Source organism: Acidimicrobiales bacterium (assembly GCA_040219515.1).
Taxonomy (GTDB): Bacteria; Actinomycetota; Acidimicrobiia; order Acidimicrobiales; family Aldehydirespiratoraceae; genus JAJRXC01.
Map to the genome: position 1 here is coordinate 124444 of JAVJSI010000007.1, position 13469 is coordinate 137912.

The following is a 13469-nucleotide window of genomic DNA, read 5'->3' on the forward strand; positions in this document are numbered from 1 at the left end:
CCCGTGTCCACGCGGGCTCATTCGTCGACCCCGGGGGCCGTGAAGTACTCGGGCCGGCTCACATGGGTCTCGCTCACGAACATCACGCCGTGGGTGTTGTCGAGCACTCGCCGAATGCCGGCGACCAGCGACTCGGCGTGCTCGATCGGAATGATGCTGATGAGCAGCGAAAGACTGTTGCGGTCGTTGAAGAGCAGACGCCCTTCGTGTTGTCCGCCATGACCGAATCCCGACACTCCGTGGAGTGCCGTGTAGCCCGTTGCCCCCGAGGCGAGCAACAGGTCCCGAATCGTGGGGACGTGCTCGCCGTCGATGACGACCTCGATTCGAGCCATGGGCGTCAACCCTGTCCAGCTGTTCATGCGTTGTCCTCTTTCGCTCTGGGAATGTGGCTTGCTGTGGGGAAGGGGTCGGCGTCGAACGCCTGAGGGGTTTCGATCCAGGTTCCGGACGGGGTTCGTGTCGACCATCGTTCGTGCGGCTGCGAACGTCCGGCGATGCGAAGCCATGATCCTCCGGTCAGGGTCTGGAGGATGGGATTGGCGGCGATGATGCCTTCGATCCGGGTGAGGTCCGCCTGGATCACCGCCAGCAGCCGCACCGGCTGATGAAAGCGCCGACCGTCGACGTGGGTGCTCTGGAGTGGAAGCCCGACCCGGAGATCGCCGCCGTCGCCGGAGATCACCCCGGTGGTGCCGATCGGATTGTGGAGGAGCTTGTCGCCGGCGCCGAAGGCCTGGGGGTCCACGGTGGAGAAGTAGTACTGGCTGGAGATCCAGTGCCCGACGACGAGCGGCGCCGTCATGATGGTCTCCAGCACCCGGCCCGTGGGATCGTCCTCGGCGTCATAGGTGTGCAGGAAGGCGCGCCCCTCGAGGTCGATGCCGGCGGTCAACGACCGTGGGCCGATGATGAAGGCCGCGTTACGGGCGAGACCCCACTCGGGACGGACCTGGGCCCAGTCGGCGCCACGGTCGCGCACCTTCGACGCAGTCCCGGGCAAGTGGGTCGATCGCGCGGCCGCCTGACGTCGGCCGGCGACCTCGAGTGTCTCTTCCAGCGTGTCCACGAGCCGACGGTGTTCGGTGGGGATGTCGGCGACGTCGAGCAGGGTCACGCGATCGGCGGCGGTGTCGTGCAGACCGGCGGCGAACCACGTGTCGTCGGGAATCGCGATTCCACGGGTCTCGAGGCCATGCCGCACGTCGGGTGAGTTGAGCAGTGCGGCCACGGCTCGAGCGTTGTCATCGCCGGAGGCTCCCGCGCATGCGCCACATTCGAGAGCAGTGGCGTGCGGGTTGTTCGTGGTGCGGCTGGTGTGGCCGCAGAGAACCACGATCGGCGCGAACCGATCGGTGAGCCCCATCGTCTTGAGCACCGACTCGGCGAAGAACGTCCGCTGCTCGAGGAGGACCTCGTCGTCATCGAGGAGCATCCGAGTCGGTGGCATCGCCGGCATCGCCGACACGCCGGGCCGGAACGTCTTCCATGCGGCTCTGGGCCCGAGGAACCAGCCCGCGGTCTCGGCGAGGGCAAACGGCGAGCCCGGGCCGTGCTTCGCGCCGGCGTGGGCCGCGAGCAGCCCGGCCGCCGTGCGTTGACGGCCCAGCCCTGCGGCCGCCTGTTCGATGCAATGCTCGCGCGGCTGCTCTGATGCGCTGATGGCCGGTGCCACCAGCACCGGACACCGTGGTTCGTGGTGGTCCCATCCGAGCTTGCGGATCTGCATCGGTACGCCGAAGAACCCGGCGAATCCGATCGTCTCGAAGTTGCCGAGCGCCTCGACGTGGCTGCGGAGCCCCTCGGAGCGGACATCGATGCAGAAGACCATCTGGGCGTCGGGACGAGTCGTCGCTCTCCCGGGGTCCAGGCGGCTGAGCTTGGAGAGGAGGCCGGCATCGATCGTCCGTTCCTGCGCCTCCAACCACAGCGAGGCCCGGTCCTGCGCCGGCACCTCGGACAGCACCGCCCGGATCGCTGCCCGGTCCGAGCGGCTCCCACGGGGGGCGAGAACGGCCGCCACCGCTGCGACCCTGGCATCGAGGAGGTCTTCGTCGCCGCTTTCTCCCTCGTCGTCTCGTTGCGCCGACCGCGACTCCGGTCGCGGGTCGACGACGGTCCCCGACCCGAACACCGCCGCCTCGAGCAGCGCCCGGATCGCGACCACGTCGATCGGCGTCAACGGAGGCCGTTGCTCGTCGGGCTGGGCCCACTCGCTCCTCCACTTCGCCAGGCCGGACCAGCCGGCGAGGCGGCACAACTGGCTGCGCACCTCGTCGACACGGTCATCGTCGGCGACGCCCGACACTGCGAAGGCGGCGTCGATGATCACCGCCGGATCCGAGCCGAGCGACTGGACCCAACGGCGCGACGGGGCAGAGAGTAGCGACGCGAGCCGGGGATCGGCGACCATCAGTCGGCAGCCCATGGTCACGAAGCTCTCCCCCGCTCGATGAGCCGGCCAGTGGGGTGGCTCGACGTAGGCCGACAGCCATGACGACACCACGTCGTCCACGACCGCACCCGCGCGACCGAGTCCACGACGCTCGAGCGCAGTCGGCACTCTCGCCGGCTGCGGCGAGTCCGGCCCGTGCAGGAGATCGGCGACGATCACGTCGACGGGAGAGACCGCCTGTCCGCCGATCGCCACCGGAGCGCGCTCGCAGAGTTCCGTGAACCGGTAGAGGGCGACGTGGACGAGGTCACCGGCCCGCGAGAGGCCGAGTTCGTGGTCTCGCCGATATTCATCGAGTGTGAGGTGGGTCTTGGCACCGTGCCAACGACGCGCGGTCTCCGCCGCGGTGTCGAACCCGAGCGACTCCATCCCGCCGAGGGGGTTGACGGCGACGAAGGAGGAAAGCGGCCACTGCGGCGCGATCACGGCACTCGCTTGGGATACGTCGGCCCGGATCTCGGCCCGACGGGCACCCTTGGTCGACGGGACCACGAACTCCGATGGTGGGGTCCCGGTCGACTCGGTCCGGAGTCGCCACGACACACTGTCGGATCCGCCCAGCCGCACCACCAGGTGCCGGAGACGGTCACGGGTGGCGGCGCCCCCCGTTCCCGGCAGCAGAACCAGCGTTCCCGCCGCGCCGGCGACGACAGCCATGACCGCCACGAGCTCGCCCGAACCCACGACCGTCGCGCCGGCCACGGCCTCGACCGACGGCTTCATGAACGCCTCGGCGAGACGCAGGCCACCGACGTAGGTCATTGCGGCGACCACCGATCCGAGCGTGCCGACGACCACGGAGCCGATTGTGGTGAACGGCGCCCGCGTCAACCAGCCGTGCATGCCCGTTGCGATCGTGAGCCAGGCGAAGGCGAAGACGAGGATCTCGCCGGCCGGCGAGACGTCGGGACGAATGACGGTCCCGGCCACCCCGACCGCCACCGCGGCGGCTGCCGCCGACGCGAGCAGGGCGGCGCTCCGTGGGATCTCGACCGCACCGGGGGGCCGCCGACGCGCCCGGAGACCCCCGGCCGCGGTGTCGCCGGAACCGAGGAACAGTGCAGCCTTGTACATGCCGTGGCCGGCGATGTGAAAGACCGCGCTGCTGAATGCGCCGACCGAACACTGGACCACCATGAAGGCCATCTGGGCAACCGTGGACCAGGCGAGGGTCCCCTTGACGTCGGAGCGCACCAGCATCGACCCCGTGGCGACGACGATGGTGACGACGCCGAGGGCGAACGCCAGGGCCACCGCGATGTCCGATGCCACGAACGGCGACGCGAACCGCAGGAGCAACAACCCCGCTCCGCTCACCAGACCGGCATGCACCAGGGCCGAGACCGGTGTCGGTGCCGCCAGCGTCCCGATCAACCAGCGTTGGAACGGCACCATCGCGGAGCGCGACGCTCCGGCGACCACGACCAACACCATGACCACGTCCAGCGTCTCGAAACCGAGGGTGGTGGAGTTCCGCAGCGCGTCTGTCGCGTCGGCGGCATTGCCGGTCAGGATTCCATCGCTGTGACGCGAGGCCAGGACGAGCCCGCCCAGCAGGGCCAGGTCACCGATCAGGAGCGTGCGCCGGATACGCGCTCGGGCCCGACGCGCCGTCGACCATGTCGACTCGAAGCCGACCAGCCCGACGAGGGCCCATCCGGACAGGATCCAACCGAGCGCCAGCAACAGGGGCGACACAGGAAGCACCACCATCGCCGATCCGAATGCCACAATTCCGACCAGCGCGAAGTAGCGGCTCGCACGGCCGTCGTCGTCGAGCGACCGGGACGAGAAGCCGGCGATCACCGCAACGGTCCCCATGACGACGGTGAGCAACAGGGCACTCACCCGGTCGATCGAAGCATCCATCCATTCGGCGGTGACGATCGTTCCGTCCTCGTCGAGGCCGCTCATCACGACCAGGACGAGCGCCGCGGCGAAGGCGAGCACCCCGGCCAGCGTCACCACTCGAGCAGATCGACGGGCATCCCCGAGGGAAAGGGCCAGGGCCGCACCGACGAGCGGCGCGAACGCCGCGACGACGACGGCGACGCTTGCGGGTATCACTTCGCTCCGATCGAACGGTGACGGGCACGCGCCGCGGTACGCCCCCCGAGTTCATCGACCCGACCTGTCTCTGCCCCAACTGAATGCATGGGTTGCAATATATGTATTCTGTTTCATGTATTGCAACCCATGCAACGAGGTTGTGTAGAGTTGGCGCGGTGGCCTCACGTTCCGACTCTCGCTCATGGACGTTCCTCACCAACCACGCCCACGTGCTGCTTGCCATCTCTTCGACGCCCGACATCCGGATCCGCGACCTCGCACTGCTCGTGGGTGTCACCGAACGAACGGCGATGCAGATCATCGACGATCTGGAAGCCGGCGGATACATCACCAGAGAGCGACTCGGCCGCCGCAACCGCTACCACATCGATCGGGCGCACCCGTTGCGACATCCTCTCGAGGAGCACCACGAGATCGACGCGCTCCTCCGAGCGGTCTCCCATGAGACCGCCGACCCGCCGGCACCCTGATATTCCCTGAACCTATATTCTCCAATCCTATGATGAATAGCTCGATCCTCGACCGGTTCCGACTCGACGGAAAGGTGGCGGTCGTGACCGGGGCCTCGTCCGGACTCGGGGTCGCGTTCGCGCGGGCGCTCGCCGAGGCGGGTGCCGATGTCGCCCTCGGGGCCCGCCGAGTCGACCGGCTCGAGGACACCCGGACCCTCGTGGAAGCCAGGGGCCGGCGCGGCATCGCGGTGCGATGCGATGTGACCGAACCCGGCGACTGCGAACAACTCATCGGCGAGACCGTCGACCAACTCGGCCGGGTCGACATCCTCGTCAACAACGCCGGTGTGGCGTCCGCAGTGCCGAGCACCCGCGAGGAGCCCGACAACTTCCGCAACGTCATGAACGTCAACGTGAACGGCACCTACTGGATGTCACAGGCCGCCGCCCGGGTCATGCCGGCCGGCTCCGCCATCGTGAACATCGGCAGCGTGACCGGCTACATCTCCGCCGGACTCCCCCAGGCGGCCTACGTCACGAGCAAGACGGCGCTCATCGGACTCACCCGCGACCTCGCCCAGCAGTGGACCGGCCGCAAGGGCATCCGGGTCAACACGCTGGCGCTCGGCTGGTTCCCCACCGACATGACCGCCGCCCACGCCGACGGCTACCTCGACAAGATCGCCGAGATCGCGCCGATGGGGCGACTGGGCGACGCAGAGGAGGCCGCCGCCGCGCTGGTGTTCCTCGCCAGCCCCGCGTCGTCGTACGTGACCGGCACAGTCCTGTTGGCCGACGGCGGCATCCTCACGTCGCTCACGGTCTGAGCCGAGAGCAGCGTGGTCAGGTCCCCTACTCGCGCTCGGCGGCCGACGTGTTCGGGGCACCGAGCCACCGCAGGACCGGTGCGGCGAGCGTGCCGTGGACGAAGAGCGACAACACGATACTGAGGGCGACCACGGTCCACAGGGTCGATGCCTCGGCGAAGTCGGCGGTGCTGAGCGCGTAGGCCAGGTAGAAGATCGAGCCGATCCCCTTGATGCCGAAGAAGGCGATGGTGGCTCGCTGTCCGTTGCCCAGACCGGAACCGATGAGCGCGACGAGTCCGACCGCCGGGCGGACGACCAGCACCACCGCCACCGCAACCAGCACATCTCGCAGCGCAACACCCTCGAGAACCCCGGTCGTGAGCGACGCGCCGAAGAGCACGACGATGATCACGACGAGCACATGCTCGAGCTGCTCGACGAACCTGTGGAGCACGCGGTGGTAGTCGTGGTGGCGCTCGAAGCTCCGTACGGTGACCCCGGCCGCGAAAACGGCGAGAAAGCCGTAGCCGGAGATCGCTTCCGCGGCGGCGTAGGCGGTGAGCAACGTCGCCACGCCGACGAATCCGTCGCCCGCCTCCGAGAGCTTGGCCAGCCGCCTCGGCGGGAGGAACGCGAGGCGGCCCACGAGCCAGCCGACCACCACGCCGACCACCGCACCCGCGGCGACGCGGTAGATCAGGTCCACGGCAAACCAGCGGACGACGTCGCCCGTTTCCACCGAGCCGGCGACGAGGAGGATCGCGGCATACACGAACGGGAAGGCCAGCGCGTCGTTGAGACCCGCCTCACTGGTCAGCGTGGTGAGCACCTCGTCATGGATCGCCTCGGTGCCCTCATCGCCGTCACCGCCCGATGTGGGCTCACCGACCTGCACCTCGCGAGCGAGTACCGGGTCGGTGGGTGCCAGGACCGCTCCCAGGAGCAACGCGCTCGCAAGCGGCAGTCCGAGCACCCCGATGCCCAGCAGCGTCGTGGCCGCGATCCCGAGAGGCATCGCGATACCGAGCAACCGCCATGTCGTGCTCCAGCGTCGCCACCCGATCGGCCGATCGATTGCCAGGCCGGCGGCCATGAGCGAGACGAGGACGCCGAACTCCGTGAGCCGCTCGGTCACCTCGAGTTCCACGGTGGCGTCGGGCACGACGTCGGAACCAACCGCAAGATGCAGCCCCGCACCCAGCGTGACCATGATCATCGGCACCGACACCGGGCGCTCCGCCACGATCGCGGGGAGTACAGCCGCCACCAGCGCGGCGAAACCGACCACCAGAACCACCGACTCGTACGGATCCGTGGAGATCATGCGGTCCGGGCAACCTGTTCCTCGACTGTGGAGAGCATCGCCGTTCGCGAGCCTCGGTGCGTTGAACTACCCAACACCGCACGTCCGCAAACACCCCGACGTGTGACGCGAGAAGACCGGTGGCAGTCCCGAGCGTCTCAGGCGATGACGACAGGCTGATCGGTTCGACGTAGCGCAACGACGGCCTCGCGTCCGGCCAGCACGATGAAGAACTGCAAGACGCTGAACCCCGCGATGGTGGCGCCACCCGCGGTGCCGTGATGGAAGCTCACCACCAACCCCGCAGCCACGGCGACCGTACCGAGCAGCATCGAGGTGACCATGATGGCCGGGACACGATGCACGAGGAGCGACGCGGTGGCAGGCGGTCCCACCAGGAGGCCGAAGACCAGCAACGTCCCGATTGCCTGGAAGCTGGCCACGATACTCAGCGCCAGCAACCCCAACAGCGCAGCCTGCGCGAGTTGCGGACGCATGCCCAAGGTCTGCGCCTTGGCCCGATTGAACGTCAGGGCAAGAAACGGCCGATACAACACGACCGTCGAGACGACCACGATGGCCGTCGCCACGATCTGGTTGCGGATGTCACCGCGGGTGACGCCCAACACGTCGCCGAACAACAGCGCGGTCACTTCGGTCGAGAACGAGCGAGCCCGCGACACGATCACGATCCCCAGTGACAGCATCCCGACGAACAACAACCCGATCGCGGTGTCCTCGCGGACAATCGTCCGGTTCGACACGACGCTCACCAGTCCGCTCATCACCAGTGCGGCCACGAAGGCGCCGATGATCGGACTGAAGCCCCACAGCACCGCGAGCGCAATACCGGGGATGACGCCGTGGGCCAGCGCGTCGCCGAGAAACGCCAGCCCGCGCAGGACGACCCAGGTCCCCACCAACGATGTGGCAACGACCGCGATCAGGCTTCCGATGAGCGCCCGCTGCATGAACGCGGGTTCGAATGCTTCGAAGAGATAGTCCATCGCCGACAGGCCGCCTCAGCCGGCGACGGCGTCGACGATGCGCCGGGCGTTTGTTCGCACCATGTCGAGATAGGTGCCACCGTCGGAATCGTCGGCTCCGAGCGATTCCGAGTAGAGCTCGACAACCGCGACATCACCGACTTCGCTGGCCAGGGTCTGCACGAGTTCGTCGGACGAGGAAGTATCGGCGAAGATCGCAGGCACGCCCTCTTCCTCGATCAGCTCGGCGAGCTCAGCCAACGCCTGGGCACTGGTGCCGTCGGTAGTGCTCCCCGAAGGGATCACCGTGCCGACGACCTCGAAGACGAAGCGGTCGGCGAAGTAGCCGAACACCTCATGATCGGTCAGCAATACTCGATCATCTGCATCGATTGCGGCCAGCATCTCGTCCACCTCGCTGTCGAGTGCCTCGAGCTCGTCGACATACGCCGCTGCCGAGGAGCTCAGGGCTTCCGCATCGATGCCATCGACATTGGCGACCAAGAAGTCTGCGATGGCATCGGCGGCCAACGCCATGCGTGCCGGATCGGTGAAGAAGTGCGGATCGGCTCCCTCGTGGTCATGCCCGTCGTGGTCCTCATCGGCATGGTCCTCATCGGCATGGCCCTCATCCGCATGGTCGTGTCCGCCTTCTCCGAACTCGATCGTTTCCACGGCGCTGATCGCTTCGAAGACGGGGACCCCGTCGGCCTCAGATGCCTCGATCACGTCGAGGAGGCCCTCTTCGAACCCTGCACCGTTGACGATGAGCACATCGGCCTCGCCGATCTGGGCGACCTGCTGCGCCGATGCCTGGAAGTCGTGGGGATCAGCCCCTACCGGCATGATCGTGACGACATCGAACCCGTCGCCGACCAGATTCTCGACGACATCACCGAGGATGTTGGTCGTCACCACGATCGTCGGCCGTTCGTTGGCCACGCTCCCAGTCTCGGAGCCGGTGCTGCTGTCGTCGCCGCATCCGGCGGCCACCAGTGCGAACATCGCGATGATTACGACGAGCAGAGGATTCGAGACCCTCATGGATCACACTCCAGATTGAGAACCACTATTACTATCGGCACGCTAGACCGATGTGGGGATACCACCAACTCGAAACGAGAATCGTTTCCGTTCCCAACACGATCTAGCCTGTTGATGTGACCTCAGCGATCAGCACCCGTGGACTCGAGGTCCGTTTTGGCGACAAGGTCGCGTTGTCGGGCGTGGACCTCGAGGTCCCCCCGGGGACTTCACTGGCGGTGATCGGTCCGAACGGGTCGGGCAAATCCACCCTCTTGGGCGCCCTGGCGGGAACACTCGCAGCCAGCAGGGGTGCGGCAGTCGTCGCCGGTTCGGGACCGGCGTTGGTGTTGCAATCGACCGATGTCGATCGCAGCCTGCCGATCACCGTTCGCGATGCCGTCTCGCTGGCCCGGTATCCGAGCCTCGGCCTGTTCGGGCGGTTTCGCGCCGAGGACCATCGCTGTGTGGACGAAGCACTCGAGCGGCTCGCGGTGGACGATCTTGCCGGCCGTCAATTCCATGAGCTCTCCGGTGGCCAGCGCCAGCGAGTGCTCGTTGCGCAAGGCCTCGCGCAGAACACCGACGTGTTGCTGCTCGACGAACCGGTGAACGGTCTCGATGTCGTGTCGCGAGCCGTCATCCTGGATGTGATCGAAACTGAAATCTCCGCCGGCCGGACCGTCGTGGTGACCACCCACAACCTCGATGATGCCGGCCGCTGCGACCAGGTCTTGCTCCTCGACCGCTCGCCCATTGCGGTAGGTCCACCCCACACAGTGCTGACCGAGCACCATCTACGCCGCGCCTTCGGTGGCCGGTTCATCCGCATCGGCGACCACCTGATGCTCGACGATCCCCACCACAGCCACTGATCGGCACCGCCCCGATGACGACGGTAGTCCCAGTCGTTCTCATTCTCAGATAGCCTCTCGCGATGCCAGCAACCGAGATCGATGCTGAGGTCGATGACGAGGTCACTGCGCTCCTGCGTCGTGCCGACCAGCGCTACACCGCCGGACGACGGCGCCTCGTGGCAGTGCTACAGACGGGAGACGGTCCGCTGACCATCACCCAGATCTTGGCGGCCGATCCGTCGCTCCCACAGTCCAGTGTGTATCGGAACCTGACCATCCTTGAAGAGGCCGGCGCCGTCACCCGTATCGTGACCCGCGATGACTTCGCTCGCTACGAACTCGCCGAGCATCTGACGGAGCACCACCATCACCTGATCTGCTCGAACTGTGGCGACGTCGCCGACTTCTCGCTCAATGCCCGCGCCGAGGCCAGCTTGGAACGCTCCCTACAGAAGGTCGCCGACCGATTCGGCTTCCGCGTCGACACCCATCGCCTCGACCTTCTCGGTAGCTGCGAGTCCTGCCCGGGTTAGGAAATGATATTGATACTTCTTCTGGTCTAGTGCTTGAAGAACCGACTCGACTCCGGAGTCATGAAGATCACCCGACCGGACCAAATCGCGATCGCGACCGGAAGACTTGACCCTGTCCTGGAGAGCAGCGCGATGGATTCGCGCCAAAAGGCCACCTCCGACCAGGCCCCCTCCCTGGAAACCGATTCGTGGTCGAAACGGGCACAGACGACAGCAGGACACGAGCAACCGTCCAACCCGGACCAACGCCTGCGATCGAGTGCGGCCCAGTCCGACGAGTCCGACCTGATCCGTGCAGTAGACGGGATACGGATGGGATGACGGACCGGCAGAATCCGCTCGACAGTCAGATCTCGTCGATGACCCTCACCCACTTGCTCGTGCCGCTGCGCGTCGAGCGCATGCGCTCCCGGCTCAGCGAGCGCGACTGTTCCGCAAGATCGAATACGGCAAAGACCCGCTTTGACCAGACCATCCCATCCCTGACAGCCGATTTGTGGTCGACATGGGCACAAAACGACAGCAGGCCACAGCCGAAAGGGCTGTGACCTGCATGTTCTTGGAGCGGACGACCGGGTTCGAACCGGCGACCTCAACCTTGGCAAGGTTGCGCTCTACCAACTGAGCTACGTCCGCAACGGGAGGCAACTGTATCGGCGTTTCCGCCGATCACGCACTCCCGAATGCCAGTTCTGATCAGCCGCCGACCCGGGCGCGCACGCCGGACGCGATCTCCTGAGCCATGGCCCGATCGCTGATTCGATCCACCACGATCTCGTGGCCGCCGCGGGCGAATACGAGGGCAGCGTGTCGCTCGTCCTGCCAACCCTGCACGGTGAGGCCGGGCTCGAGGGCGACCGGCACGATGTCGGGTTCCCACTCGCGGGCGTTGACGACCAGCAGACGACGATCGCTGAGCGCGAGGGCAGCCGGTGCACCGAGGAACCGGCAGGAGGCGACGACCGCGATCTTCTCGTCCTCCTCGAGCACCCGGGCCAGGACCATGAACGCGGCGTGACCGTTCTTTCGGCCGCTGCCGGACAGACGACTCACCGCGGCACCGAGGCCGTGGGGATCGGTGATGCCCGGCCCGCTCTCGGCCGACGGCATGGGACGAACCGGTTCCGGAGACGGCACCGCGGCGGCGGGCGGTGCTGCGGCCGGCGCGGGCACCGGGGGTGCCTCGGCCGGCGGGGCGGGTGGGGTCGGCGGGGCGGCCGGCATCGGCGGTGGCGGGGGTGGCGGCGTCGCCTCGACACCGGCGATGGGTGCCGGGGGCGACGCCAGTGGTGACGGCGGCGCGGTCGGCGACGAATCGACACCGGCGATCGACGATGCCAGATCGGCGATGTCCTCGGCCGGCGCCTGCACCGGTGGCGGAGGAGGCGGGGGCGGGGGCGGGGGTGGCGGAGGAGGCGGGGGCGGCGGCGCAGCGGGGGGCGGTGGTGGCGGTGCGTCGTCGGCGTCGAAGGGGTCAGACACCTGAGAACTCCTCGGTAGCGATGAGTCGAATGTAGATCACCCTCGACGTCGAGTCGGTGACACGGTGTCGTTGACTCGGTGCCGGTGATTCAGTCGTCGGCCGGTCGGAGGTCGATCGTGAGGGTGAGGACGCCGTCGACCAGTTCGCCCTTGGCGTCACCCAACAGGGCGAAGTCCATGAAGTCGTTCTTCGCCTGGTTGAGGAACTGTTGACGCTCGTCGCCGCCGACCGGCGGCAGGTTGCGCTTCTTCACCGCCAGCGCCCGCTGTTGGAAGCGGGCGATCATCGCGTCGATGTCGAGTGCGTCAGCCATGCCCCGCACAGTAACCGGCGCCGGCCGGAGAGCGCGTCAGTCGCCGTCGGGCTCGTCGAGGATCGCCTCGGCGTGTTGGGTCGCCAAACGGAGACGACGCGAGGGGCTCGTGTGCCACAGGTACACGCCGAGGGCCACGGTCATCACTCCGGCCACGATCACGAGATCCCGACGGATGCGCCGGATCGTGGCGCTGGTGTCCTCGTCGCGGATCACCGCCGACTCGGGCTGGGCTTCCTCGCCGCCGTCGAGCACCGTGACGCCGGTGGATCCGGGCTCCGGCGTGTCCTGTGTGTCCTGGGCCGCGACAGGGGACGTCCACGTCAGACAGAACACGACGAGTCCCGCCGCGAGGATTCTCCGTGACCAACCCACGAATGTGGACGGTAGCCGGTTTCACCCCTGATGTTGCAGGCACCAGTAGGTGGTGCGGCCGCCCACTTCCTCACGACGAAGCGGCTCGCCGCACTTCGGACACGCCCCACCGCGCACCCTCGCCGGCTGTAGGTCGCCGGTGTGGCTGCCGCCCCGTTCGCCGAGCACGGCGAGGGTTCGTCGCATCGCCCGATGGAGCCGAGCGACCTCGTCGTCGAGCAGCGAGTTGGCCGGTCGGGTGGGATCGATGCCGGCGCGCCACAGCGCGTCGTCGGTGAGGAGATTGCCCATCCCGGCCAGTTTCGCCTGGTCCATCAGTCTCGCCTTCACCGGCGCCGCCGACCCACGGAGGATCTCGCGGAAGGGCTTGAGCGTGACGGACGCCGCGTCAGGGCCGAGCCGGGACTCGTCGGGATCCAGCTCGACGCCACCCAACCGCCGGGGGTCGCGGATCACCAGGCCGCCGACCGGTCCGAAGCCGAGGCCGAATCGGTCCCAGGCCGGGTCGTTGCGGTCGCTCGAGTACTCCAGCTGCTCGATCGACGCACCCCCGTCGACCAGGAGACGCCCGGTCATGCCGAAGCGCAGTCCGAGCGTCGGACCATCGGTGTCGAGCAGCAGCAGCTTCCCGATCCGCCGGGTGCCGGTGATCGTGCGACCGGGCAGGACGGCACGCAGTTCCTCGGCGGTCGTGTCGCTCTTGGCATACCACTCGTCGGGCGCGTGCACGGTGACGATTCGCCGGCCGACCACCGGCTCGGCGGCCCGCCGATAGGTCTCGATCTCGAGGAGTTCCGGCATCGACGACGA

At 67.6% G+C, this 13469-nt stretch carries 14 protein-coding genes and 1 tRNA gene; 5 read left to right on the forward strand and 10 right to left on the reverse strand.

All coding sequences use genetic code 11. The annotated features are described in order from the left end of the window. Positions 1-17: 17 nt before the first annotated feature. Positions 18-335, reverse strand: coding sequence for a hypothetical protein (locus RIB98_05075; GenBank protein ID MEQ8840329.1), 318 nt, complete (start codon positions 333-335; stop codon positions 18-20). Between the two features lie 23 nt (positions 336-358). Beyond that, positions 359-4522 (reverse strand): Na-translocating system protein MpsB, encoded by a 4164-nt coding sequence (locus tag RIB98_05080; GenBank protein ID MEQ8840330.1) that lies wholly within the window; start codon positions 4520-4522, stop codon positions 359-361. Between the two features lie 158 nt (positions 4523-4680). Here RIB98_05080 and RIB98_05085 point away from each other — a divergent pair, with 158 nt between their 5' ends. Then, positions 4681-4995 carry a helix-turn-helix domain-containing protein gene (locus RIB98_05085; GenBank protein MEQ8840331.1) on the forward strand — a complete coding sequence of 105 codons (315 nt, stop codon included), beginning with the start codon at positions 4681-4683 and terminating at the stop codon, positions 4993-4995. Positions 4996-5027: 32 nt separating this feature from the next. Beyond that, complete coding sequence (locus tag RIB98_05090; protein MEQ8840332.1) at positions 5028-5804, forward strand: SDR family oxidoreductase; 777 nt, start codon at positions 5028-5030, stop codon at positions 5802-5804. 25 nt (positions 5805-5829) lie between these two features. Here RIB98_05090 and RIB98_05095 read toward each other — a convergent pair whose 3' ends face one another. The 3 genes from RIB98_05095 to RIB98_05105 all read right to left on the reverse strand — a co-directional run bounded on the left by RIB98_05095 (position 5830) and on the right by RIB98_05105 (position 9017). Then, positions 5830-7110, reverse strand: coding sequence for a cation:proton antiporter (locus RIB98_05095; protein MEQ8840333.1), 1281 nt, complete (start codon positions 7108-7110; stop codon positions 5830-5832). Positions 7111-7247: 137 nt separating this feature from the next. Next, complete coding sequence (gene aztB, locus RIB98_05100; protein MEQ8840334.1) at positions 7248-8096, reverse strand: zinc ABC transporter permease AztB; 849 nt, start codon at positions 8094-8096, stop codon at positions 7248-7250. Between the two features lie 15 nt (positions 8097-8111). After that, positions 8112-9017, reverse strand: a complete 906-nt coding sequence (locus RIB98_05105; GenBank protein ID MEQ8840335.1) for a metal ABC transporter substrate-binding protein — start codon at positions 9015-9017, stop codon at positions 8112-8114. A 218-nt stretch (positions 9018-9235) separates the two neighbouring features. On the opposite strand from RIB98_05105, the gene RIB98_05110 reads away from it, so the two are divergent. The 3 genes from RIB98_05110 to RIB98_05120 all read left to right on the forward strand — a co-directional run bounded on the left by RIB98_05110 (position 9236) and on the right by RIB98_05120 (position 11036). Continuing rightward, positions 9236-9973: a metal ABC transporter ATP-binding protein gene (locus RIB98_05110; GenBank protein ID MEQ8840336.1), complete on the forward strand. Its 738-nt coding sequence runs from the start codon at positions 9236-9238 to the stop codon at positions 9971-9973. Positions 9974-10035: 62 nt separating this feature from the next. Then, positions 10036-10488 (forward strand): transcriptional repressor, encoded by a 453-nt coding sequence (locus RIB98_05115; protein ID MEQ8840337.1) that lies wholly within the window; start codon positions 10036-10038, stop codon positions 10486-10488. 317 nt (positions 10489-10805) lie between these two features. Beyond that, the gene (locus RIB98_05120) at positions 10806-11036 is read left to right on the forward strand and encodes a hypothetical protein (protein ID MEQ8840338.1); all 231 of its coding nucleotides are present in this window, start codon (positions 10806-10808) and stop codon (positions 11034-11036) included. A gap of 12 nt (positions 11037-11048) precedes the next feature. On the opposite strand, the gene RIB98_05125 is transcribed toward RIB98_05120, so the two are convergent. The 5 genes from RIB98_05125 to RIB98_05145 form a co-directional block, all read right to left on the reverse strand. After that, positions 11049-11124, reverse strand: a tRNA-Gly gene (locus RIB98_05125). Between the two features lie 60 nt (positions 11125-11184). Then, entirely contained in the window at positions 11185-11970 is a 786-nt protein-coding gene (locus tag RIB98_05130) for a hypothetical protein (GenBank protein ID MEQ8840339.1), read from the reverse strand. An 89-nt stretch (positions 11971-12059) separates the two neighbouring features. Then, a complete protein-coding gene (locus tag RIB98_05135) occupies positions 12060-12284 on the reverse strand; it encodes a hypothetical protein (GenBank protein ID MEQ8840340.1) in 225 nt (74 codons plus the stop codon). Positions 12285-12320: 36 nt separating this feature from the next. Beyond that, positions 12321-12659 carry a hypothetical protein gene (locus RIB98_05140; protein ID MEQ8840341.1) on the reverse strand — a complete coding sequence of 113 codons (339 nt, stop codon included), beginning with the start codon at positions 12657-12659 and terminating at the stop codon, positions 12321-12323. A 21-nt stretch (positions 12660-12680) separates the two neighbouring features. Next, complete coding sequence (locus RIB98_05145; GenBank protein ID MEQ8840342.1) at positions 12681-13460, reverse strand: DNA-formamidopyrimidine glycosylase family protein; 780 nt, start codon at positions 13458-13460, stop codon at positions 12681-12683. Between the last annotated feature and the right edge of the window lie 9 nt (positions 13461-13469).

Excerpts from the sequence above, each read along its gene's own strand:
- RIB98_05135 (MEQ8840340.1), bottom strand. The coding sequence starts at position 12,284 with ATGGCTGACGCACTCGACATCGACGCGATGATCGCCCGCTTCCAACAG.
- RIB98_05145 (MEQ8840342.1), bottom strand. The coding sequence starts at position 13,460 with ATGCCGGAACTCCTCGAGATCGAGACCTATCGGCGGGCCGCCGAGCCG.
- aztB (MEQ8840334.1), bottom strand. The coding sequence starts at position 8,096 with ATGGACTATCTCTTCGAAGCATTCGAACCCGCGTTCATGCAGCGGGCG.
- RIB98_05120 (MEQ8840338.1), top strand. The coding sequence starts at position 10,806 with ATGACGGACCGGCAGAATCCGCTCGACAGTCAGATCTCGTCGATGACC.
- RIB98_05090 (MEQ8840332.1), top strand. The coding sequence starts at position 5,028 with ATGAATAGCTCGATCCTCGACCGGTTCCGACTCGACGGAAAGGTGGCG.
- RIB98_05115 (MEQ8840337.1), top strand. The coding sequence starts at position 10,036 with ATGCCAGCAACCGAGATCGATGCTGAGGTCGATGACGAGGTCACTGCG.
- RIB98_05075 (MEQ8840329.1), bottom strand. The coding sequence starts at position 335 with ATGGCTCGAATCGAGGTCGTCATCGACGGCGAGCACGTCCCCACGATT.
- RIB98_05095 (MEQ8840333.1), bottom strand. The coding sequence starts at position 7,110 with ATGATCTCCACGGATCCGTACGAGTCGGTGGTTCTGGTGGTCGGTTTC.